This window comes from Halorussus limi (assembly GCF_023238205.1).
Lineage (GTDB): Archaea > Halobacteriota > Halobacteria > Halobacteriales > Haladaptataceae > Halorussus > Halorussus limi.
On record NZ_CP096659.1, the window covers coordinates 2,917,620 to 2,939,872 of the forward strand.

17 protein-coding genes are annotated in these 22,253 nt (G+C 67.8%); 10 read left to right on the plus strand and 7 right to left on the minus strand.

Going from position 1 to position 22,253, the window contains the following annotated elements; genetic code table 11:
- Positions 1-40: 40 nt before the first annotated feature.
- The 4 genes from cysS to corA all read left to right on the plus strand — a co-directional run bounded on the left by cysS (position 41) and on the right by corA (position 3,479).
- Positions 41-1,537: a cysteine--tRNA ligase gene (cysS, locus tag M0R89_RS14995; RefSeq protein ID WP_248649889.1), complete on the plus strand. Its 1,497-nt coding sequence runs from the start codon at positions 41-43 to the stop codon at positions 1,535-1,537.
- Between the two features lie 95 nt (positions 1,538-1,632).
- On the plus strand, positions 1,633-2,271 hold the full coding sequence (locus M0R89_RS15000) for a DUF6517 family protein (protein ID WP_248649890.1): 639 nt from the start codon (positions 1,633-1,635) through the stop codon (positions 2,269-2,271).
- Positions 2,272-2,340: 69 nt separating this feature from the next.
- Positions 2,341-2,502, plus strand: coding sequence for a hypothetical protein (locus M0R89_RS15005; protein ID WP_248649891.1), 162 nt, complete (start codon positions 2,341-2,343; stop codon positions 2,500-2,502).
- Complete coding sequence (gene corA / locus M0R89_RS15010; RefSeq protein WP_248649892.1) at positions 2,499-3,479, plus strand: magnesium/cobalt transporter CorA; 981 nt, start codon at positions 2,499-2,501, stop codon at positions 3,477-3,479. Before M0R89_RS15005 ends, corA begins: the two co-directional genes overlap by 4 nt.
- A gap of 264 nt (positions 3,480-3,743) precedes the next feature.
- Here the strand turns inward: corA and M0R89_RS15015 are convergent, their stop codons facing one another.
- On the minus strand, positions 3,744-4,604 hold the full coding sequence (locus tag M0R89_RS15015) for a DMT family transporter (protein ID WP_248649893.1): 861 nt from the start codon (positions 4,602-4,604) through the stop codon (positions 3,744-3,746).
- A gap of 67 nt (positions 4,605-4,671) precedes the next feature.
- Between M0R89_RS15015 and M0R89_RS15020 the strand changes: the two genes are divergently transcribed.
- The 4 genes from M0R89_RS15020 to M0R89_RS15035 all read left to right on the plus strand — a co-directional run bounded on the left by M0R89_RS15020 (position 4,672) and on the right by M0R89_RS15035 (position 14,319).
- The gene (locus M0R89_RS15020; protein WP_248649894.1) at positions 4,672-5,586 is read left to right on the plus strand and encodes a DMT family transporter; all 915 of its coding nucleotides are present in this window, start codon (positions 4,672-4,674) and stop codon (positions 5,584-5,586) included.
- 381 nt (positions 5,587-5,967) lie between these two features.
- On the plus strand, positions 5,968-10,218 hold the full coding sequence (locus tag M0R89_RS15025) for a PKD domain-containing protein (protein WP_248649895.1): 4,251 nt from the start codon (positions 5,968-5,970) through the stop codon (positions 10,216-10,218).
- A gap of 231 nt (positions 10,219-10,449) precedes the next feature.
- Complete coding sequence (locus M0R89_RS15030; RefSeq protein ID WP_248649896.1) at positions 10,450-10,956, plus strand: cupin domain-containing protein; 507 nt, start codon at positions 10,450-10,452, stop codon at positions 10,954-10,956.
- Positions 10,957-11,217: 261 nt separating this feature from the next.
- On the plus strand, positions 11,218-14,319 hold the full coding sequence (locus M0R89_RS15035) for a PKD domain-containing protein (protein WP_248649897.1): 3,102 nt from the start codon (positions 11,218-11,220) through the stop codon (positions 14,317-14,319).
- A 68-nt stretch (positions 14,320-14,387) separates the two neighbouring features.
- Here M0R89_RS15035 and queC read toward each other — a convergent pair whose 3' ends face one another.
- The gene (gene queC, locus M0R89_RS15040; RefSeq protein ID WP_248649898.1) at positions 14,388-15,089 is read right to left on the minus strand and encodes a 7-cyano-7-deazaguanine synthase QueC; all 702 of its coding nucleotides are present in this window, start codon (positions 15,087-15,089) and stop codon (positions 14,388-14,390) included.
- Between the two features lie 91 nt (positions 15,090-15,180).
- Between queC and M0R89_RS15045 the strand changes: the two genes are divergently transcribed.
- Positions 15,181-16,002 (plus strand): DUF7847 domain-containing protein, encoded by an 822-nt coding sequence (locus M0R89_RS15045; RefSeq protein ID WP_248649899.1) that lies wholly within the window; start codon positions 15,181-15,183, stop codon positions 16,000-16,002.
- 51 nt (positions 16,003-16,053) lie between these two features.
- Here M0R89_RS15045 and M0R89_RS15050 read toward each other — a convergent pair whose 3' ends face one another.
- The 5 genes from M0R89_RS15050 to M0R89_RS15070 all read right to left on the minus strand — a co-directional run bounded on the left by M0R89_RS15050 (position 16,054) and on the right by M0R89_RS15070 (position 20,577).
- On the minus strand, positions 16,054-16,869 hold the full coding sequence (locus M0R89_RS15050; RefSeq protein WP_248649900.1) for a 7-carboxy-7-deazaguanine synthase QueE: 816 nt from the start codon (positions 16,867-16,869) through the stop codon (positions 16,054-16,056).
- A 2-nt stretch (positions 16,870-16,871) separates the two neighbouring features.
- The gene (locus M0R89_RS15055) at positions 16,872-17,324 is read right to left on the minus strand and encodes a 6-pyruvoyl trahydropterin synthase family protein (protein WP_248649901.1); all 453 of its coding nucleotides are present in this window, start codon (positions 17,322-17,324) and stop codon (positions 16,872-16,874) included.
- A gap of 157 nt (positions 17,325-17,481) precedes the next feature.
- Positions 17,482-18,501 carry a hypothetical protein gene (locus M0R89_RS15060; protein ID WP_248649902.1) on the minus strand — a complete coding sequence of 340 codons (1,020 nt, stop codon included), beginning with the start codon at positions 18,499-18,501 and terminating at the stop codon, positions 17,482-17,484.
- A 152-nt stretch (positions 18,502-18,653) separates the two neighbouring features.
- A complete protein-coding gene (locus M0R89_RS15065; protein ID WP_248649903.1) occupies positions 18,654-19,034 on the minus strand; it encodes a DUF3006 domain-containing protein in 381 nt (126 codons plus the stop codon).
- Positions 19,027-20,577 (minus strand): lamin tail domain-containing protein, encoded by a 1,551-nt coding sequence (locus tag M0R89_RS15070; protein ID WP_248649904.1) that lies wholly within the window; start codon positions 20,575-20,577, stop codon positions 19,027-19,029. The genes M0R89_RS15065 and M0R89_RS15070 overlap by 8 nt, the downstream gene beginning before the upstream one ends.
- 641 nt (positions 20,578-21,218) lie before the next feature.
- Between M0R89_RS15070 and M0R89_RS15075 the strand changes: the two genes are divergently transcribed.
- Positions 21,219-22,220, plus strand: a complete 1,002-nt coding sequence (locus M0R89_RS15075; RefSeq protein ID WP_248649905.1) for a diacylglycerol/lipid kinase family protein — start codon at positions 21,219-21,221, stop codon at positions 22,218-22,220.
- Positions 22,221-22,253 lie beyond the last annotated feature (33 nt).

Sequence of the window (22,253 nt, forward strand, 5' to 3'; positions counted from 1 at the left end):
ATCGAATGTTTAAAACGGTCGCTCCGGCAACTAGGCGCCAATGACGCTCCACGTGACGAACACCCTCTCCGGTGAGCGGGAACCGTTCGAACCGCAGGACCCCGAATCTGTGCTACTCTACTACTGCGGACTGACGGTCTCCGACCTCGCACATCTCGGACACGCCCGGTCGTGGGTCCACGTCGACGTGATGCACCGCTGGCTAGACCACCTCGGCTACGACGTGCGCCACGTCGAGAACTTCACCGACGTGAACGAGAAAATCGTCGCACGCGTCGGCGAGGACGACCTCGGCGAGAGCGAGGCGGAGGTCGCTCGGAACTTCGTCTCGGAAGTCCTGACCGACATGCGCTCGCTCAACCTCCTCCGCGCGGAGGTCTACCCGCGGGTCAGCGAGCACGTCCCCGAAATCGTGGACCTCGTGGAGACCCTCGTCGAGAAGGGCTACGCCTACGAGTCCAACGGGTCGGTCTACTTCGACGTGACCGAGTTCGAGGACTACGGCAAACTCTCGAACCAGAACGTCGAGGAGATGGAGGCGCAGGGCGAGGACGAGGAACTCGAAGAGAAGCGCCACCCCGCCGACTTCGCGCTCTGGAAGGCCGGAGAGGCCCACCCCGACGGTGTCTCTGCGAGCGACGCGAGCGGAGACTCGTCGGACTCGTCCGACGGCGCCGAGTCGGGCGGCCAGACGTGGGACTCGCCGTGGAGCGAGGGCCGCCCCGGATGGCACATCGAGTGCTCGGCGATGAGCATGACCCACCTCGACGAGACCATCGACGTTCACCTCGGCGGGCAGGACCTCGTCTTCCCCCACCACGAGAACGAAATCGCCCAGAGCGAGGCCGCGACCGGCCAGCAGTTCGCCAAGTACTGGATGCACGTCCGCCTGCTGGAGACCGGCGGCGAGAAGATGTCTTCCAGTCTCCAGAACTACTTCACGGTCCGGAACGCGGTCTCGGAGTTCGGCGCGGACGCCGTCCGCATGTTCCTGCTCTCGACCGCCTACAACAACCGCCAGACCTACAGCGAGGAGACGTTGAACGAGGCGGTCGAGCGATGGGAACGACTCGAACGCGGCTACGACCGCGCGGTCGAGGCCGCCGACAGTCCCGACGCCCGGACGAAGGTCGCGGACGACTCGCTCCGCGGCGCGGTCGCCGAGACCCGCGAGGAGTTCGCGGCCGCGATGAACGACGACTTCAACACTCGCGAGGCAATCACGGCCCTGCTGGAACTGGTCAGCGCGGTCAACAAGCACGTCGATTCGCGCGACGAGTACGACTATCGGGCGCTCCGCGACGCGGTCGAGACCTTCGAGGAACTCGGCGAGGCGGTCCTCGGTTTCGACTTGTCGGGCGAGGCCGGGGGGAACGTCGAACTGCTGGACGAACTGGTCGAACTCGTGCTGAACGTGCGCGAACGGGAGCGCGACGCGGGCAACTACCAGCGGGCCGACGACCTGCGCGACGAGTTGGAGGCGCTGGGCGTCGAGGTCCAAGACACCGACTCGGGCGCCGAGTTCCGACTGGAGTGAGCAGTTAGATTTCAGACCCGTCGCGTCCGACTTCGGGGGGTCGTCCGGCGAAGCCACGAAGTTCATAACCCCGGCCTGTCTACCCCGCGAGTAGCATGACACGAAGAGCAGTCGCTGGCGTCTCGCTCGCGGTTCTCCTCGTCCTCGGCGGATGCACCGGGTTCCTCTCGGGACCGGTGACGTTCTCCGCCACCGAGGCGACGGTCAGCGACGCCGCGCTCGAAGACACGGGATACCAGCACAACAGCACCGAGAAGATGGAGGTCTCGCGGACCTTCAGCGCCGCCGGACAGAGCAAGGAGGTCGGCGTGACCAACTGGATTTCCGAGTACCACCAGCGCGTGGGCCTGCCGGGCGTCGGCCAGCAGAAGGTCGCGGTGTTCGCGACGTTCACGAGTCCGAAAGTCGAGATACTCGGCAAGTCGTTCAACCCCCTCGAGAAGTACGACGACCGCCAGCTCGCCCAGCAGTTCACCTCGCAACTCGACAGCGTGAGCGGCGTCCGGCAGGTCAGTAGCCAGAACCGCACGATGCTCGGGAAGACGACGGAAGTCTCGAAGTTCGAGGCCAGCGTCACCACCGCGACGGGCATCGAGTTCGACGCCTACCTCCACGTCACGAAGGTCGAACATCAGGGCGACTTCGTGGTCGCAGTCGGCGTCTATCCCCAGAAGCTCCCCGGACAGGAGCAGAAGGTGTACCGACTCATCCGCGGCGTCCAGCACGGCGAGTAACGAGCGGCGAGTCGTCCCCCGACGAACGGTCTGACAACGTTTTTCTCGGTCGCGCGTGTCGGTCACAATATGAATACCGCGCTGGCCGCCGGTCTCGCGTTCACGCTCGCCGGACTGGTCGGCTATCTGGTGGGCGTCGCCGCGCCCTACCCCGGACGCGCGTTCTCCGTGACCGGCGTGATGGTCGGCGTCACACTGCTGGCCATCGGTTGGGGAGGCGATTCGGCGTGACCGTCGACGCGGTCGTCTACACGCCCGACGGGACGACGATTCACGACGACCTGCGGGCCGCCCGCGAGGCGACCGGGACCACGTGGGTCCGGGCGTCGGACGCGTCGGCCGAGGAGATGGACCGAGTCGCCGAGGCGTTCGGCATCCACCGACTCTCGGTCGAGGACGTTCGCAACGAGGTCCGGCCCAAGACCGAGGAGTTCGACGACCACACCTTCGTCCTGCTGAAGACCGCGATTCTGCGCCGGGGCGAGACGACCTTCCGCGAGGAAATCGCCGTGCGGTCGGTCGGATTCTTCGTCGGCGACGACTGGTTAGTTACCATGTCCCCGGAACCGGTCGGCGCGGTAGAGCGCGTCTGGGAGATGGTGGGCCGCGGAGAGGGCCGCATCCTTCGCAACGGTCCGGACTTCGCCACCTACCGAGTCGCCGACGCCATCGTGGACGGATACTTCGACGTGCTGGACGAAATCGAGGACCAGATAGAGCAGGTCGAGGAGGACGTGATGACCGCGACCGACATCGAGACGCTGGAGACCATCAACAACGTCCGCCGGGAACTGCTCTCCTTCCGGAAACTGCTGTGGCCCTCGCGGGAGGCCATCGGCTACCTCGCCCGAGGCGACCCCGACGAGATTCGAGAGGACACCGAGAAGTACTACCGGGACGTGTACGACCACCTCGTCCAACTCGTGGACCTGACCGAGACCTACCGCGATTTGGCCAGCGGCGCGCGCGACATCTACCTCAACTCGCTGTCGCTCTCGACCAACGAGGTGATGAAGAAACTGACCGTCGTGGCGACCATCGTCCTCCCGCTGACGTTCGTCGTGGGGGTCTACGGCATGAACTTCTCGGGCGGGCCGTTCAGCATGCCGGAACTCGGCTGGACGTACGGCTATCCGGCCGTAATGGTGGGCATGCTCGCGGTGACGGTGATTCTGGTCGTGTACTTCCGGGAGTCGGGATACATGTGAGTCCGGTTCTCGCGGCTAGACCCCGCACGCGAAGGCGCACCCCGACGACCGCGCCAGCGCACGCTGGAGCGGAGGGCGCACAGTGTAAAAACGGGGGCGTAGAACGCTCGGAGTCAGTACGAAGGTTTACGTCGCAAACCGGGACCAATTCGTCCCGGACGTGTCGTGCGGTCGCGGGCGTCGTACTTCACCCAGTCGCGGGCGACGTACCCGGACCGCCAGTCCGACTACCCCGAGAGGGCTGAGCCAACGCACCGATAGCCGCTACGCTTCGCCGGTCTGGGCGAGCAGTACGCCCCCGAGGACGAGCGCGCCGCCGACCACCGTCGCGGTCGTAATCGGTTCTCCCAACACCGCCGCGCCGAGCAACAGCGTCACCACCGGTTCGGCGGTGCTGACGATGCTGGCGTCGCTCGCGCCGATTCGCCGGAGGCCCGCGAAGAACGCGAAGATGGGCAGCGCCGTTGCGACGACGGCGATGGCGACGACCAGCGCCCACTCGTAGTCGGTCGCCGGAGTCGCGAGTCCGCCGGTCGCGGTCCCGAACGCGAGGTACGACACCGCCGCTCCGGGCAGGACGTGCGCGGTGAGTACCTGCGGGTCCACCGTCGCCAGCGCCGACCGACTCGCAGTGATGTAGCCCGCGTACACCACCGCGGCCGCGAGGACGACCGCGACCCCGCGCGGGTCCGCCCCGGCCGGGTCCGCGCCGGTCACGAGCGCCACGCCTGCGAGCGCGGCCGCGAGCGAGGCGACCGTCCGCCGAGTCACCGGTTCGTCGAGTCGCAACGCCGCCGCGCCGACGACGAAGACCGGGTACGTGTAGAGGACGATGCCGACCAGTCCGGCGGTCATGAACGTCAAGCCCCAGAAGAACAGGCCGCTCATCGCCGCGTAGCCGACTGCGCCGAGCGCGACGCCTACCGCCAGCGACCGACCCCGGAGCAGGCGGAGTCGGCCGCAAGCGCCCAGCACCAGCCACACGACCACCGTGGCGAGCAGGAACCGGAACGCGAGCACCGTCGGAATCGACAGCCCCGCGTCCGCCGCCAGTTCGCCGAAGACGCCGAGCGTGCCGAACCCGGCGGCCGAGACCAGCACCAGCGCGGTTCCCGCTCGGTCCATGCCCCGGATTCGGAACACGCTCACAAAACCGGTTCGATTAAACGACCGCCGTCCGACTTCGGGCACGATGACGTGGTTGGCGTCGCTCGAAGAGCGCACCCCGCCGATGGCGGCGCTGGCGGTCTCCATCGTGGCGGTCAGCACCAGCGCCATCCTCGTCCGGTTCAGCGACGCCCCGAGCATCGTCAAGGCGCTCTACCGGGTGGTGTTCACCACGCTCCTGCTCGCGCCGTTCGCGGTGACGAACTACCGCGAGGACCTCCGGGCGCTGTCGGCCCGCGACGCGCTGGTCGCCGTCGTCACCGGCGTCGCGCTCGCGGCCCACTTCGCGACGTGGTTCGAGAGCCTGGAGTGGACCAGCGTCGCCGCCAGCGTCACGCTCGTCCAGTCCCAACCGCTGTTCGTCGCAGTGGGCGCGGCGCTCCTGCTCGACGAGGCCATCAATCGCCGCATGGTCGGCGGCATCCTCGTCGCTGTCGCGGGCGTCGCGTTCATGTCGCTCGGCGGTCTGGTCTCGGGAGGCGCGCTGGCCGGGGCGCGGCCGCTCTACGGCGACGCTCTCGCGCTCGCCGGCGCGGTCACGGCCGCGGGCTACGTGCTGGCCGGCCGGTCGCTCCGCCAGCGGGTCGCCTTGGTGCCGTACGTCACGGTCGTCTACTCGGTCTGTGCCGTCGTCCTGCTCGCCGTCGCGCTGGCGGACGGAACCACCGTCGCGCCGACGGCGTACCCGCCCGAGGAGTGGCTTCTGTTCCTCGGCATGGCGGTCGGACCGGGCATCTTCGGGCACACGGTCATCAACTGGGCGCTGAAGTACGTCGAGTCGAGCGTGGTCAGCGTCACCTTGCTCGGCGAACCGGTCGGCTCGACGCTCCTCGCGCTCGCTCTTCTCGGCGAGGTCCCCGACACCGTCACCGTGGCGGGCGGAGCGGTCGTCCTCGCTGGCATCTACGTCACCGCAACGGGGCGACCGAGCGGCGCGTAGACGGCGCTCGTCGGGACGGCGTCACAGGCCCGAACGGGGGAGTGTAGGCCCGGCCAAATTCGGTCCGATTCGGAGTAGACGCCGCTTTATCGGTTTTCAGGCGGTCTCTGTCGGGTCTACAGCCGCAGGATAACAAAGGGTCGCCGCGGCGGAAGTTCTGGCGTAACGATGCTCTGACGTACGAATTTGCGATTAAGATGGTCAGAACGCACGAAAAACGCCGAATTAACCCCCGAAACTCAGACGAATGCCCGACGCCAACCCCCGTGACGAACACCACGGAAAACCGCCGACGCGGCGGTATTCCCGCGCTAGCATCGATAAGCCGAACGAAACACCGCGGAGCGTAGACCGCGCGAACTCCCCCGGAGGTGACTCGCCGTGACCGAGCGCACACGGAGCGTCCTGCTGACGCTCCTGCTCGTCGTCTCGTCGGTCTCGGCGGGCGTCGGTACGGTCGCGGCGACGCCGACCGACTCTCCGACCACGTTCCACGTCGCACAGGGCGACGCGTGCTACGAGGTCTCGCCGGTCACGTCGAGCGAGGACACGGTCGAGGAGTTCTACGACTACCGGGCCGGAGAAGGAACGAAGTACGGCTCGTACGGCGAGGGCTCGAAGGCCATTCAGGACAATCAGGTCAGTCACCTCTTCGTCTACAAGGGCGAGAAGGGACTGAGCCTCGTGATGCTCCACGACGAACTCAACGCGTCGAAGGGCGGCGCGATTTCGTTCGACATCTCGGGCCTGCCGTCCGACCGCAAGTGGGTCGTCGAGGACGACGACTACCCGAACCGCGACGACAACTTCGACCACGGCCAGACGAACTCGTCCATCGACTGGATGTGGGCCTCGGGTCGGACCGACGGCGCCGCGGTCCGCGGTCTCGGCGGTAGCTTCGACGCCATCACCATCGAGTCCGCCTTCGGCGAGAACTCGTGGGCGTACCAGAACCGCACGGTCGACGGCGAGCACCGTCCGTGGCCCTACGCCACCAACGACACCGACTGGAAACTCCGGTCGGGCGACGGGACCGAGTACGACCTCACCAAGGGCCAGAGCCTGACCATCGAGAAGGGAAGCTGTCCCGACAAGACCTCCCCGAGCGCCGCGCTCTCGGCGAACCCCCAGACCGTCGAGACCGGCGAGTCGGTCTCGTTCGACGCCAGCGCGTCCACTGACAACCAGACCGCCATCGCGGAGTACCGATGGGACTTCGACGGCGACGGCCAGATAGACAAGAACACTTCATCTGCGACGACTTCCCACGCGTACGACGCCGCGGACACCTACGACGCCTCGGTGACGGTCGTCGACGAGGGAGGGAACACCGACAAAGCGACCGCGACGGTGACGGTCGAAGGGTCGAGTTCCAAACCCGTACAGAACGTCACCTACATCAACGGGACCGCGGTCAAGGTGAACGGCACCTACGCTGCAGTCGACCTCACGCTCGGCTACTACACCGAGAGCGGTTACGGGCAGTCGCGTTACGTCGAGGAGAACGTCTCCGGAACGACGGTCATTCACGTCGAGGAGGACCACGGCATCAACGGGACCATCGTCAACCTCGTGGAACTCCACGAGGACGAGTTCCCCGGTGAGGCCGAGTACCAGAAGGAGAATCCGCGACTCGACTACTACGCCGAGACCATCGAACCCCGTCCGGTGACGGTCTCGGTCGACAACGTCTCCGAGGTCGAGAACGGCACCTACGAGGTGACGTTCGCCTACGACAACCCCAACGAGGAGACGCTGTCGATGCCCAACAGCACCTTCTCGGGGAACGTCTCGGTCCAGGCGCCCGAGAACTTCGAGTCGGGCGAGCACAACTTCACCGCGACGTGGACGCCCGAGACCGCCGACGACCGCGCGACGTGGACGCTCAACCGGAGCCGATTCGGACAGAGCGACGTTAGCGCGCAGACGCCGACCGCTGGCGAACTGAACGGCAGCGAGGACACCACCGCGCCGACGGCCGTCATCGAGGGGCCGGACACGGCGTACACCGACACCCACGCCACGTTCCAAGCGGACGAATCGACCGACAATCGCGGTATCGTCAACTACACGTGGACGTTCGACGGTGAAGACGTGAAGCACGGCGAAACGGTCAATTACCTGTTCAACGAAACCGGTGAACACAACGTCACGCTGACGGTCGAAGACGCCGCCGGAAACACGGACACGGCGACGAAGACCATCGAGGCCATCACCCAAGACCGGACTAAACCGGTGGCGAAACTGTCGGCCTCGCCGACGGTCGCGGAGGTCAACGAGACCGTCACCTTCGACGCCTCGAACTCCTCGGACGAGAGCGGTATCGCCCAGTACGCGTGGAACTTCGACGGCGACGAGAGCTTCGAGCGCAAGACGGACTCTCCGACCACGACGTACAACTTCTCGGAAACCGGCGAACACCGAGTCGAGTTGATGGTCGTGGACAACGGAACGCACGGTCTCTCGAACGTCACGTCGGTCAACGTGACGGTCCAGCGGGCGAACCTCGGCCACGGTATCAAGTTCGTCAACGAGTCCGCGGTCGAAGTGACCGGCAACTTCGAGAAGGTGAACCTTCGCACGACGTCCTTCGACGGCGACGGTAAGCAGACCTCCGTGCGGACGTTCGAGAACGTCACCGGCGAGACGGTCCTGACCCCCGACGACGAGGTCTGGGGTCCGGTGACTCGGAGCGTCGCCGCCTACGAGAACGCGTCCGACGACGACCCCGCGCTCAGTCGGGCCAACCCCGACTACGCGGCCCAACTCGAAGCGGTGCGACCCGACAAGGTCAGCACCTTCTTCGAGAGTGCGAAGAAGGTCGACAACGGAACCTACGAGGTCACGTTCGGCTACGAGAACCCGAACGACCGCTCCGTGAACGCCTCGGCCAGCGCGTTCACGGCGGGCAACGTCTCGGGCGAACCCCCGACGGAGTTCGCGCCGGGTCGTAACACCGTCACCGTGACGTGGACGCCGGCGAGCAACGACTCGAACGTCGTCTGGCGGACGGACTTCTCGAACTTCGGCTACGGCGCTTCGACGACGACGGGTCCCACGCCCGACCAGATCGCGAACGGCGAGATGCCGCCGACCGCGAAACTGACCGCCGACCCGACCTCGGTCGCGGTCAACGAGACCGTCACCTTCGACGCCGCGGGGTCCACCGACGACGGCAACGTCACCGCCTACAAGTGGGACTTCGACGGCGACGGCGAGATCGACCGGACCAGCCAGAACGCGACGGTCGGTCACGTGTTCCGCACCGCGGGCACGTACCACGTCACCGTGACGGTCGTGGACGAGTCGGGCCAGTCCGACACCGCGACCGAGACGGTCTGCGTGAGCGAACCGTACGAGAACGAAGCACCGAACGCGCACCTCGACGTTCCGTCGACGGTTTCGGCGGACGAGACGGTCTTCCTCGACGCCCGGAAGTCGAGCGACGACCACGGCATCGTGTGGGTCAAGTACTACGCCAACGGGGACCTCCTGTGGGCCGGGAACCCCGACTCGACGCCCGAGCGGACGTCGCTCACTCCGCAGAAGCACCTCGACGGCCCCGGAACGTACGAGTTCACGGTGAAAGTCTGGGACCACGGAGGACTGTCCGACAAGGCCTCCCAGACGGTCGAAGTCACAGCCGCCGACGACGGTAACGACGGCGGCGACGGAAGCGACGGCAACAACGGCAACAACGGCGACGACGGCGACTCGAACAAGGGCATCGGCGATTCCCCGAACAACGGTAACACGGGCGGCGGCATCGGCGTCGTCGGCCCCGGCGGGAACGGCGACTCGAACGACGGCAACCAGAACGACGGCGGTAATCAGAACGACGACTCGAAGGCCACCGCGCCGCTGACCGACGCGGACGGCAAGGTCGGTTCCGTCGTCGTCCGCGCCGGTAGTTCGGACGCCGACCCCACGGTCAAAGTGAGCGACACCGTGCCCGAGGGCGTCACCGCGCCGACCGTCGAGGCCGACGGCTTCGCGGCGCTCTCGTACCTGAACGTCAGCGGCGCCGAGCAGGCGACGTTCACCGTCTCGAAGAGCCGACTCGCCGACGCGAGCGCGACCCCCGACGCGGTCGGTCTCTTCCGCTACGACGACGGTTCGTGGACCGCCGTCGAGACGGCGCAGGTCAACGAGACCGAGGACGCCTTCCGGTTCCGCGCGAACGTCTCCGACGGCACGTTCGCCGTCGGCATCGGCAAGGCGGTCACGAGCGTCACCGACGTGTCGGTCCAGAGCGGGTCGGTCGAACCCGGCGAGACCGCAACCGTCACCGCGACGGTCCGGAACACCGGCCACGCCGACGGCACCCAGCAAGTCAAGCTGACGGTCGGCGGCGAAGTGGTCGCCACCAAGAACGTCTCGGTCGCCGCGGGCGAGACGACCGACGTGACCTTCGAGCACACGCTCGCCGAGAGCGGCGTCTACGAGGTCAGCGTCGGCGACCAGAACGCGGAAATCGTCGTGAAGGGCGTCGAAACCACGACGACCGACGAGTCGAGTAGCGTCGAGACGACCGCGACGCCGGACAACTCCTCGGGCGTCCCCGGGTTCGGCGTCGGCGTCGCCCTGGTCGCGCTGGTGGCCGCCGCGCTGGTGGCCCTCCGCCGACAGTAGACTCGACGCTTTCGCGCGATTTTCGCTCTTTTCGCGTCGGTTCGATTTTTCGCTTTTTTCGGCTTCTGCGCTCCGGCCAGCGACGGCTATTTTCGCAGACGGTTCGATTTCGCCGATGGTTCGCTCCGGCCCACGGTTCGATTTCGCCGACGACCGTCACCGACGCCGACCGCATCGCGCGGTGCGGTCCGCGGCCCGAACGTTATCACTCACCGACCCGTCGCGTCGGTCATGGGAAAGGTCAACGAGAGCGACCTCGACTGGACGACGTTGGACAGGGGCGAGACGGCGTTCCGGCGCAAGCAACTCGGCGAGGCCGCCGACGGCGACCGACTCGGGGCCAGTCTCTACGAACTCCCGCCGGGCAAGCGGTCGTGGCCGTACCACTACCACACCGCCAACGAGGAGGCGCTGTACGTCCTCGCGGGGTCGGGCGCGCTCCGACTCGGCGGCGAGCGGACCCCGCTCGAGGCGGGCGACTACGTCGCGCTCCCGGCCGACGAATCCGGCGCTCACCGGGTGGTCAACGACTCCGAGGAACCGCTCCGGTATCTGGCGGTCTCCACGATGGACGACCCCGAGGTGACGGTCTACCCCGACTCGGAGAAACTCAGCGTCTTCGTCGGGTCGCCGCCGGGCGGCCGCGACGGCCGGAGCGTCCACGGCTACTACGAGCGCGACGCCGACGTGGACTACTGGTCGGGCGAGGAGAGCGACCCGCGCGACGAGTCGGAGTAGCGCCGATACGCAGGAACCGTGACGAACCGGAGTAGCGCCAGACGAACGCCGACTATCGCCGATTTTCCGGACGCTCACTGCCTCGTCCACCGCCGAAAATCTCCCGCCAGCGCCGCCGTCCTAAGCCCGAACTGACCGCGATTAAGCCCGGGCGACGAGAGTCGTCCGGACCGGGCTAGCCCGGCGAAGCCGACGTATAACAAAGGCCGTCTCGGGGGAATCTCGGGCCACGTTACCGCCCGCTCGTGGATTTCCCTCAACATGACTCGGACACGAACCCGTTTCGCTATCGTCGGTATCGCTCTCCTGGTGGTCGGTGCGGCGGTCCCGCTGTCGCCCGCCAGCGACACCGCCGCGGCCGCGGAACACACCTTCGTCGTCGAGCAGGGCGACCGCTGTTTCGAGGTGTCGCCGCTCTCGAACGACGAGGACGTGCGCTCGTTCTACGACTACCGCAACGTCGAGAACGGGGCCGGCGAGGGCGAGTACACCTACAGTTCGTACATGCCCAGCAATCTCAAGCGGGCCGACGCCAGTCGCCTGTTCCTCTACGACGGCCCGAACGGCGTGAGCCTCGTCGTCGTCCACAACGAGGTCGGCGGCGACAGGGGCGACGGGAGCGCCGCGACCTTCCGGTTCGACGGCCTGCCGAGCGGCGGCGACTGGGTGGTCGCCGACGACGACTACTCAGGGCAGGACGACCGCTTCTCGCGCGACCGAATCGACTGGTCCTGGTACGGCGACCGGACCGACGGCGCCGTCTTCCGCGGACTCGACCGCGACGGCACCGAAATCACCGTCGACCCCGCGTTCGACGAGCAGGCGGCGCTCTACGACTCCCCGGTGGACCGCTCGGGCAACACCGAGGCGTGGCAGTTCCTGACCGGGAGCGTCGGCGACCCGAGCGCGGTCGGTCTCGACATGACCGAACCGATTACGATTCGGACCGGGCACTGCGGCGCGGACGAGACCCCGCCGACCGCCGAACTCGACGCCTCGAACGGCACGGTCGGCTCGTCGGTCACGTTCGACGCCAGCGCGTCCGGCGACGACCGCGGCGTCGCCGAGTACCGGTGGGACTTCGACGGCGACGGCGAAGTCGAGCGAACCACCGAGGACCCGACCGTCGCGTACGAGTTCGGCGAGGCGGGCACCTACGAGGCCAGCGTGACGGTCGTAGACGCGGCCGGGAACGCCGACCGGGCGCGGGCCACGGTCGGCGTCGAGACCGACGACCCGCCGGAGGCCGCGTTCCGAGTCGTCTCGCCCGAGACTCCGGTCGAGGGGCGGGAGGTCGTCCTCGACGCCGGCAACTCGACCGACGACACCGGCATCGCGACCTACCGGTGGACGCTCGGCAACGGAACCACCGCGACCGGCGAGCGCGTGGCCTACACCGCCGAAGAGAACGGCACGCTCCCGGTCTCGCTCGAAGTCGTGGACGAGGCCGGCAACAACGCGACCGAGACGGCCGAAATCGCTGTCCGGAAGGCCGACGAGACCGCACCGGACGCCGCGGCCGCGGCGAACCGAACCGCAGTCGAGGTCGGTGCGCCCGTCCGATTCGACGCGAACAACTCCTCGGACGAGCGAGGTATCGCGTCCTACCGGTGGGCGTTTGGCGACGGAACCACCGCGACCGGCCGGACCGCGGCCCACCGCTACGACGCGGCGGGCACCTACGAGGCGACCGTCACCGTCACCGACGCGGGAGGCAACGCGGCGACGGCGAACGTGACCGTCGAAGTCCTCCCCGAGGACGACACCGCGCCGAGCGCCGCGCTCGCGGTCGGGACGAACCGGACCGACGCCGGAACCGAAGTCGCCTTCGACGCGAGCAACTCCTCGGACGGCGAGACCGGCGTCGCGACGTATCGCTGGGACTTCGACGGCGACGGCGAGACCGACCGGACTACGAGCAACGCGACGGTCGGCCACGCCTACGAGTCGTCGGGCACCTACAACGCGACCGTGACCGCGGTGGACCGCACCGGCAACGCCGACGAGGCGACCGTCGAAATTCGCGTCGAGCGAGACGAGAAGGCCCACTCCGGAAACGGCGGCGGTAGCGGTGGAAATGGAGGCGGCGGAGGTGACGGCGGAAACGGCGCCAGCGGAAGCAGCGGCGGCGGAAACGCCGGCGCGAGCGACGGCGGCGGTGGCGGCGGGGCCGACCTCGGCCCGCCGCCGGTTCTGACGAACGCGGAGAAGCGCGGGCCGAACGCCGGACTCGTGGACGTGCGCCACGGCCGGGCCGACGAGACGATTCGGGCCGACCTGCCCGCGACCGCCGCGCGCGACGCGACCGGCGTCGCCTTCCGCGAGGTCCGGGTGAACCTATCGCGGGACGTGACCCACTTCGCCGTGGAGACCGCTCGCGGCGCGGCGACGTCGGACGCCGCGACTCAGGCGAACCGCTCGACCCCCGCCGACGTGACCCTCGGGTCGCTGTCGGTCGGCGTGAAGTACGTCGAACCCCGGCAGGTCGAGAGCGTCGGCTACACCGTCGCAATCGAGCGGTCCCGACTCGCCGAGGCGGGCCTCGCGCCAGCGGACCTGACCGCGTACCGGCGCGCGGGCGACGGGTGGGAGCGGGCGAACGTCACGGTCGAATCGCACGGCGAGACGGTCCTCCTCGACGTGGAGACCGACGGCTTCGCGCCGGTCGCGGTCGGTGGCGAGCGCTCGGTGACTGTCGCGGCGGCCGAACTGAACGCGACGACGGTCGCCGCCGACGAACCGGTCGCGCTGACCGCGACGTTCGAGAACGAGGGCGACTCGGCCGCGAGGTTCGCCGCGAATCTCACCGCCGACGGCGAGGTGGTGGCGACGGAGACGGTCGCGGTGCCCGCGGCCGACCGAAGCGAGGTGACGCTCACCGCCTCGCTCGCACCGGGCAGGCACTCGGTCGGACTCGGGGGCCCGCGCATCGGTCCCGCGAACGCGCGCGTCGGCAACGTGACGGTGGCCGAACCCGCCGCCGACATCGCGGTCACGGACGTGTCGGTCAACGATTCGACCATCGCGCCGGGCGAGCGAGTCGCCGTCACCGCGACGGTCGAGAACCGTGGGTCGAAGTCCGGCCAGCGGGGTATCGCGCTGAGACTGTTCGGCGAGGCGGTGGCCGACGAGCGCGTGAACGTCTCCGCGGGCGGGACCGAGCAGGTGACGTTCGTCCGGCGAATCGACGCGGCCGGCAACTACACCGCCGAGGTGGGCAACGAGACGGCCGCCGTGTCGGTCCGGAGCGAAGGCGGGAACGACGACCCGGCGAGTCCGGCCGTTCCGATTCCCGGATTCGGCGTCGGGGTCGCGGTCGCGGCGTTGCTCGCGGCGCTGGCCGTCCTCCGGAAGCGCGAGTGAGGACGAACCGCTCGGTCTCGCTTCTAGGCGCGTTTCCCGCTCCCCGTCGAATCCGTCTCGACCGGGCGTTACTCGGCGTACTCCGGGCGCTCCTCGTACTCGATGGGGTCGCGGACGCCGATGTTCTGGAACGCCTCCAGTCGGAACGCGCAGGCGTCGCAGGTCCCGCAGGCCGGGGCCTCCGCGCGGTAGCAACTCCACGTGTGTTCGTAGGAAACGCCGAGTTCGGTCCCGCGCTCGGCGATGTCGGTCTTGCTCCACTCCACGAACGGCGCGCGGAGGTCGATGTCGGTGTCGTCCTTCGTTCCGGCGTCGACGACTCGCTGGAAGGCGTCGAAGAACGCCGGGCGGCAGTCCGGGTAGCCCGAGAAGTCCTCGCTGTGGGCGCCGATGAAGAGGGCCTCGCACTCGTTGGCCTCGGCGTACGAGGTCGCCATCGCCAGCAGGTTGGCGTTCCGGAACGGGACGTAGGAAGTCGGCACCTCTTCGCTGTCGAGGTCGGCGTCCTCGACTTCCATCTCGTCGTCGGTCAGACTCGACCCGCCGATGGCAGCGAGGTGGCCGGTCTCCACGTGGAGGAAGTCCGCGGCGTCGAGTTCGTCGGCCAGCGTCCGGGCGCACTCGTACTCCTTGTCCTCGGTCTCCTGCCCGTAGGAGGTGTGGAGCAGGTAGAGGTCGTAGCCTTCGTCGGCCGCGACGTGGGCCGCGGTGGCGCTGTCCATCCCGCCGGAGGCGAGGACGACCGCGCGCTTCGGTGTACTCTCGGTCATACTCGGATGCTCGCGTGCGAATACCAAGAGCGACACGGTTTCCAGCCGCCCCATCGACAGTAATAAAACACTTTGATTTGATAGGTCGTTTATGGGTGCAACCTCTGCTCTCTCGACCACGGGGCGAACGCTCAAACGAAACACCGCGCTGTTCGCGGCGGCGTTCGTCCTCACGGTAATCAGTCTCGCTCCCTCCGGAGTCAACGCGTTGCTCCCGCCGGTGATGGCGGGACTGGTATCGCTGTTGCTGTCGGGGGTATCGCTGTTCGTCACGCCGTTCTTCATGGGCGGCCTGCTGTCGATGGCAGACGAGGGCCTCTCCGGGACCACGCGATTGGGAACCTTCGTCCGTGGCGGGAAGGCGAACTACGTTCGACTGCTCGGCGCGATGGTGCTGTTCGGCGTCCTGCTCACCGTCGTCGGATTCGTCGTCCTCGTCGTCGGTGCGGTGGTCGGCGCGGTCGTCTTCGGAATCAGCGCCGGCGCCGCCGGGCAGTCGCTCGCCGGGTCGGGCGTGAGCGTCGTCTTCTTGGTGCTTCTCGTACTCCTCGGCGCTCTCGCCTTCCTCCTGCCGGTGTTCGTCTTTCAGTTCTACGCCGCGGCCGTCGTCGTGTCGGACCTCGGTATCGTGGACTCGTTCAAGCGGAGCGCCGCCGTCGTGCGCCGTAACCTCGTCTCGACGCTCGGCTACACGGTCGTCGTCACGGCGGCGGGTCTCGTCACCGGCGTCGCCTCCGCGAGCGTCTCGCTGTTCACGGGGTACGGAACGTCGGGGACGGCCGCTACCGAGGTCGGCGTCGCGGTTCTCGTTCCGATACTTCTCGCGGTAGCGCTCGTCTCGACGGTCGTCTCGGCGTTCGGGTCGGTGTATCAGGTCGCGTTCTACGAGGACTGCCTCGACTCGCTGGCCTGAATCGGTCTCGCTCGGTTCGTCGTCTCGTCGTCCGCCGAGTCGCTCCGGTCGCTACGTCTCGGGCGCGTCGTTCCAGAGGTTGACGTGCAGACGCGGCGTGTACCGGAACCCGTGTTCCTGCGCCAGTTCGGCGGCGACGGGCCGGGTCTGGGCGACTCGGTCTTTCGTCGCGCCCTCGGGCATCAGGAGAACGTCGGTGTCCCGAATCTCGACCGCGGCGGCGTCCCGGATTCGGCCGAGGAGGTCGGTGATTTCGGCCGCGTCCGCGCGGTCGCTCACGACGAACTTGAGTTGGCAGTCGTAGTTCTCCGCGAGCGACGCGAGCGCGTCGAGGTCGATGCGGCGTTCCTCGTGGCGCTCCGTCCACTCGCTCGCGTCGGTCGGTCCCGCTTCGTCCGCCTCGTCGGCCCCGGGTCTGGGGTCGTTCTCGGGGGTCGGCGTGCTGGATGCCAACTTGGGGCTCACGCTGGCGAGGTCGATGGGCGCGTCCCGGTAGATGGTGCCGTTGGTCTCGACCGTGGTGTGGTAGCCTCGGGCGTCGAGTTCCTCCAAGAGCGCGACCGAGGCGTCGTGCAGGAGCGGTTCGCCGCCCGTGAGGACGACGTGGTCGGCGTCGTAGGACTCGACCTCGGCCAGAATCTCCGCGACGCTCATCGTCGCGTGGGTCGGTTCCCACGAGGTGTGATAGGAGTCGCAGAACCAACACCGGAGGTTACACCCCGAGGTGCGGACGAAGACGCTCGGCACGCCCGCGAGTCGGCCCTCGCCCTGTAGCGACTCGAAGAGTTCGTTGACGGGGAGCGCGTCGCCGTCGGTCTCAGATGCGGAATCCTCAGAATCCGCGTCCACGTCGCTGGTGACGGGCATCGTCAGAACGTGGCCCCGCCGCAGAGTTCGGCGGTCTCGCTGACCTGCACCGCGACCTCCGAGACGTTGTCGGGCAACGCCTCGGCGAGGCGGCGCTCCAGCACCGCACTCATGACCTCGGCGGTCGGGGGCGCGTCCAACACGACCAGCGCGTCGCCGTCGCCCGACGCCTCGAACGCCTCCACCAGCGGGTCGCCCTCCTCCAGCAGGAATCGGTGGTCCCACTCGGAGATTATCGAGGTAATATCGCCCTTGTCCGCAACCCAGCCTTCCTCGCGCAACTCGCCGACGACTTTCACGGCGATTTCGTAGTTGTGGCCGTGAGGACGACTGCACTTCCCGTCGTGATGTTGGATGCGATGTCCGCTGGAGATGCGGATAGGTCGGTCGCGCCCGACGTAGAGCGTGCGCCGACTCGACTCCGCGGAGGAGGATTCGAGTGTTCGTTCAGCCATATCCGAAGATTATCCGGGGCGCACTTAAGTTCACGCAAACGGCGGAGACGCGGGGCGGACTCGTGCCGCTCGGACGTCCACTGTCCTTGTCCCGTCGCCCCTGTCCCATCGCCCCTGTTCTACCGCTCGGATTCGACCGTGAGTTCGGGGACGGGACTCACTGCGAACTCTGAGTCGCGGTCTCCGACAGCGAGACGGTCGTCTCCCCGGACACGCACCCCTCGACGCTGGCGGTCACGGTTCCCTCGGAAGACGCGGCGTAACCGGTGTTGACGGTCTCGGACCACTCGACGCGACCGTTGGGGTCGACCGACTCCCTGACGATGTGGCTCTCGTCGTCGTCGGCAACGGCGGCGGTCGGCCAGTAGACCGCGGCCAGAAACTCGCCCGCGACTCCCGTCGCGTTCTCGGCGACAAGCGACAGTTCGACCCCCGCGCCGTCGCCGACCGTCGCGTCGAACGAGCGGAGTTCGAACCGGGGCGCTCGCCGACCGAGCGCCGCCGCGGTCTCCTCGGGGAGTCGCCAGACCGCCGACGCGCCGCCGTGCCGACACCGAATCGCGGGCGAGTCGGCGGTCAGCGGCGACGGGACCTCGAAGGCGACCCACCCGACGCGGCGCTCTCCGCCGCTGTTCGCGTACGGGTCGGCGTACTTGATTTCGCCGCGTCCGCCCAGCGACGTGGTGAACGCCCCGGTCGTCCGTTTCTCGATTTCGACGGCGGGGAAGCGCTCGCCGCCGGCGACGAGGTCGAAGGCGTCGTACGAGGGCGGTCCCGCGGCGTCGAGGCCCGACCCGGTGTCGGTCTGCACGGCGGCGACGACGAACTGCGCCCCGTCCGGGGCGAGGACGCCGCTCGAACCCATGATGGAGTCGTAGGCGACCGCCGGCCGAGCGACCGGGTTCGCCACGCCGACTCGGGCGTCGGCGACCGACTTCACCGCCGACTCGGGGAGGGCGGAGGACTCCGGGTCGCCGTGCGCCGTTCGCGTCTCGGTCACCTCGCCAGTCGTCCGCCCGTCGGCCGTCGGTTCGACGGTCGTCCCGGCGTCGGTCGCGGTCTCTTCGCGGTCGGGACTGCCGTCTCGGTCGCCACCGCCGAGACATCCGGTCGCTCCGACAGTCGCGAGGGCGGCGGCGCTCGCCCGGAGCAGGCGTCGTCGTTCGTGGGAGGGCATACGCGCCGATACTCGAAGCCCCGACAAGTGCTTTCTGTCGGGTCTCCGTTCGCCGCCGCTCGCTCGAAACACATCCTGATACGCTCTTGAGAAATGAGAATGTTCCTAAAGGAAACTTATACCGTTCTCTCAGATAGCTATAGGTTGTCGCGCTACGACTCGTCGGACTCGTCGTCCGGTCGCTCGGCCAGTCGGTCGAACCGCGACTGGGCGGACTCGGTCCGGCGCTCGGTCGATTCAGGGTCGAACTCTGTCGAGACTACGAACCCGTTCTTCACGACCAGTTCCAGCACGGCGTCCTGCCGGCGGGCGTCGGCGGGCAGTCGCCACGCCGGAACCGTGCGCTCGGCGACGACCGACTCGCCGGATTCGAGGAGCAGGACGGCGAGTCGGTCGCCGTCGCCCGCGGGGTCGGTCGTCTCGAATCGGTCCAGTACCGCGGTGTAGCGGCCGTCGGCCAGTCCGCTCGTGTCGCTCGCGTCGTCGCCACCGTCGCCGTCGCTCGCGTCGTTCGCGTCGTTGCCGTCAGCCATCGTACTCGACCTCCAGCACGAGCGACCCGTCGGCGTCGCGGACGAAAACCGTGTCGCCCGCGTTGTTCCAGACCGGCGCGTCGGCGTTCCAGTGGTAGTCGCCGCCGCCGTCGGTTCCCCGGCCGGTGCGGAGCGTCAGCGTCTCGCCCGGCGCGAGCGTGGTTCCGTCGGGGAAGACGTAGCGGTGGTCGGCCTCGTCGGCGACGGTCCACCCCGAGAGGTCGACGGGCCGGTCGCCCGCGTTCCGGAGGACGACGTACTCGTCGTTCAGGTTCGCGTCCTCGTCGCCGCGCGCGTCGGCGTGGACCTCGGCGACGGTGAGCGAGTCGGCGGCCGAGTCCGCGTCGGCGGATTCGGTCGTCGCAGATTCGGCCGCTGCGGATTCGGTCGCGTCGGAGTCGCCCGCTTCTGCGGTCGTCCCGCCGTCGGTCGCGACGGTCTCCGGTCCTCCATCGGCCGGTGTGCTTCCGTCGGAGGACCGGCCAGCGTCGGGACCGACCTTGAAGGATATCCGGCGTTCGAGCGGCCCGTCGCCACCGGGTTCGACGCCCGGCGCGCTCCGGAGTTCGAGCGGGTCGGTCGGGGCCGCGTACCGGGTCCGGACGACCGCGCGTTCGCCGTCGGTCTCGAAGACGACGGTGCCGTGGACGCCGGTCCAGAAGGTCGGAACCCCGCGGTCGGCGAGGCGCGCGAGGACCTCGCGGTGGGGGTGGCCGTACGGCGAGTCGAACGCGCTCTGGACGACGACCGCTCGGGGAGCGACCGCCCGGAGCATCGCCGGGCCGGTGCTGGAGTTCGACCCGTGGTGGCCCGCCGCGAGCAGGGTCGCGTTCAGCGCCCCGGCGTAGCGCTCGGTCAGGAACCGCTCGGCCGCGGCCTCGGCGTCGCCCGGCAGGAGGACGCTGGCGTTTCCGTACCCCACCCGGAGGACGAGGCTGTTCTCGTTGCGGTCGCGGTCGGCGAGATAGCCCTCCGGCGGCGCGAGGACGCGCACCGACGCGCCCGCCATCGGAATCTCGTCGCCCGCCCGCGTCCGGTAGAGCGTGACGTTGTGGCGTTCCACCGCGTCGAGGTAGTCCTCGTAGGTCCGGGTCGCCGCCGCGATGCCGGGGTCGTAGACCGCGCCGACGCCCTCGGCCTCGGTCTCGAAGTACTCGATGACCTCGGCGTGCCCGCCGACGTGGTCGGCGTCGGCGTGAGAGGTCACGAGGTAGTCGATTCTGGTGACGTTGTGAGCGCGGAGGTAGCCGAGGACGTGTTCGCCGTCGTCGTCCCAGTTGCCGGTGTCGTAGAGCAGGGTCTCGCCCTCCGGACCGACCACGAGGACGCTGCTGCCCTGTCCGACGTGGATGAAGTGGACCGAGAGCGTCCCGGCTCCGGCCGCTCGGTCGCCGGCGGGTGCGAGTCCGGCGTCGGTCGTCGCGGTCCACTCTGGCGTCTCGCCGCCCGGAGCGACGCCGCCGAGACAGCCAGCGACGGCGGCGACGACGAGGAGCGCTGCGAGGGCGTGCGCGACTTGCGGGCTACCGAAACGAGAGCGCATTGCCCTTTCGAACGGTCCGACGTGGCAACATTCTTTCCCACGACGGAGCGTTCGTCCGGGGAGGCGCTCGCGGGCGACCGTCGGCACTCGACCGACGGCCGCACCGGTCGCAGAAGTCGGCCGATTTCCGTGTTCTCACTTCGCGGTGACGCGTCAGTACTCTACGCTGTGACGTGCGTCAACGCCCCGTCGCACTCGGGACACTTCGGCGGCAAGTCACCGTCCGCCTCGACGGTGTAGTTACAGTCGTTGCACTCGCAGGCGTCACGCCGTTGCTGCGACGACCCGGGGGCGTTGGAGTGCGGATTTACTGTCGGGTGGCGGAGGCCGATCGGCGGAGCATCGCTCGCAGCCATGTTCGAAGGCACGACGCGGACGCGTAAACATCTTCCATAGGGTTTGGCACATACCTGCGCTTCGGCGTATGATTTCCGGTAATACGACGGGGAGAAACGCGGGTCACTAACCGTCAGCGTTCGGTCGGTGTACGAAATCCGAACTTGTAGAACGGTCGGCCTCGACCCGCCGAGTACGGTGGACGTAACGTCACCGACCCGAGGGAAACTTTCGCTACCGTTCGGCGTCGGCCAGTAATCGTAATAGTGTCCCCTGGTCTCAATCTCGAATAGACTTCCGATACCGTGCGATTAGAGAATCTGAGAGGTTACTGCTATACCCACAACATGGATTTGTCTGCTACTCGTTACACCAACAGGACCGCTTCTATGACTAACGCCAACACAGGTCGAATCGTCATCCTCAATCCCGTGAGCGGTACTGGTGAGCATACCGAGACAGTTCGAGCACTCGCCGACGAGTACGGATATCTCGTCAAGGAAACGCAAGCAGACGGGGACGCCGTCTCGTACACCCGAGAAGCAGTTCGAAACGGTGCATCCGTGATTGCCGCAGCAGGAGGGGACGGCACCTTGAATGAGGTTCTGCAAGGTGTGGACGCCGAAGACGCCTTCGACGCCGTCACGGTCGGGGTCGTTCCGGTCGGAACGGGAAACGACTTCGCCGAAAATATCGGTATCACGGACGCCGAATCGGCGTTCGACGCACTGGAAAGCGGAGAACGGAGACGAATCGACCTCGGCATGGCCAACGATCGAGTCTTCATTAATTCGTGTATCGGTGGACTCACGGCAGAGGCCAGCGGTGAAACGACGCCCGAACTCAAGAACCGGTACGGCGTACTCGCCTACGTACTCACGACACTCAGAACGCTCTCCTCGTTCGAGGGACTCCGTCTCGACGTTCGCGTCGGTGCCGGGGACGACGGGCCACCGGACTGGGACGGTGATGCAGTTCTCGTCATGATCGGCAACGGACGACGGTTTCCAACCCAAGGTCGTCCACAGGCGAACATGGAAGACGGCGAGTTCGACATCACGATTATCGAAGACGAACCGACGATCGACTTGCTGGGCGACAGGGTCGTGGAACGGCTGTTGGGACAGGAGTCACCACATATTTCGCGGATGAAAGCGTCTTCCCTCACGGTTTCTGTGGGGAACGCCGAATCCGCGACGTTCAGCCTCGACGGAGAGATGCTCGCGACGCAGTCGTTATCGCTAACCGTCCGTCCGGGAATTCTTCAGATGCCCGTGGGTGACGCATACGAACCCACGCCCGAGTGAGAATCAGATTGAGGGGCCTTGGACCACCGGGCG

Excerpts from the sequence above, each read along its gene's own strand:
- cysS (WP_248649889.1), top strand. The coding sequence starts at position 41 with ATGACGCTCCACGTGACGAACACCCTCTCCGGTGAGCGGGAACCGTTC.
- M0R89_RS15000 (WP_248649890.1), top strand. The coding sequence starts at position 1,633 with ATGACACGAAGAGCAGTCGCTGGCGTCTCGCTCGCGGTTCTCCTCGTC.
- M0R89_RS15005 (WP_248649891.1), top strand. The coding sequence starts at position 2,341 with ATGAATACCGCGCTGGCCGCCGGTCTCGCGTTCACGCTCGCCGGACTG.
- M0R89_RS15015 (WP_248649893.1), bottom strand. The coding sequence starts at position 4,604 with ATGGACCGAGCGGGAACCGCGCTGGTGCTGGTCTCGGCCGCCGGGTTC.
- M0R89_RS15020 (WP_248649894.1), top strand. The coding sequence starts at position 4,672 with ATGACGTGGTTGGCGTCGCTCGAAGAGCGCACCCCGCCGATGGCGGCG.
- M0R89_RS15030 (WP_248649896.1), top strand. The coding sequence starts at position 10,450 with ATGGGAAAGGTCAACGAGAGCGACCTCGACTGGACGACGTTGGACAGG.
- M0R89_RS15035 (WP_248649897.1), top strand. The coding sequence starts at position 11,218 with ATGACTCGGACACGAACCCGTTTCGCTATCGTCGGTATCGCTCTCCTG.
- queC (WP_248649898.1), bottom strand. The coding sequence starts at position 15,089 with ATGACCGAGAGTACACCGAAGCGCGCGGTCGTCCTCGCCTCCGGCGGG.
- M0R89_RS15045 (WP_248649899.1), top strand. The coding sequence starts at position 15,181 with ATGGGTGCAACCTCTGCTCTCTCGACCACGGGGCGAACGCTCAAACGA.
- M0R89_RS15050 (WP_248649900.1), bottom strand. The coding sequence starts at position 16,869 with ATGCCCGTCACCAGCGACGTGGACGCGGATTCTGAGGATTCCGCATCT.
- M0R89_RS15055 (WP_248649901.1), bottom strand. The coding sequence starts at position 17,324 with ATGGCTGAACGAACACTCGAATCCTCCTCCGCGGAGTCGAGTCGGCGC.
- M0R89_RS15060 (WP_248649902.1), bottom strand. The coding sequence starts at position 18,501 with ATGCCCTCCCACGAACGACGACGCCTGCTCCGGGCGAGCGCCGCCGCC.
- M0R89_RS15065 (WP_248649903.1), bottom strand. The coding sequence starts at position 19,034 with ATGGCTGACGGCAACGACGCGAACGACGCGAGCGACGGCGACGGTGGC.
- M0R89_RS15070 (WP_248649904.1), bottom strand. The coding sequence starts at position 20,577 with ATGCGCTCTCGTTTCGGTAGCCCGCAAGTCGCGCACGCCCTCGCAGCG.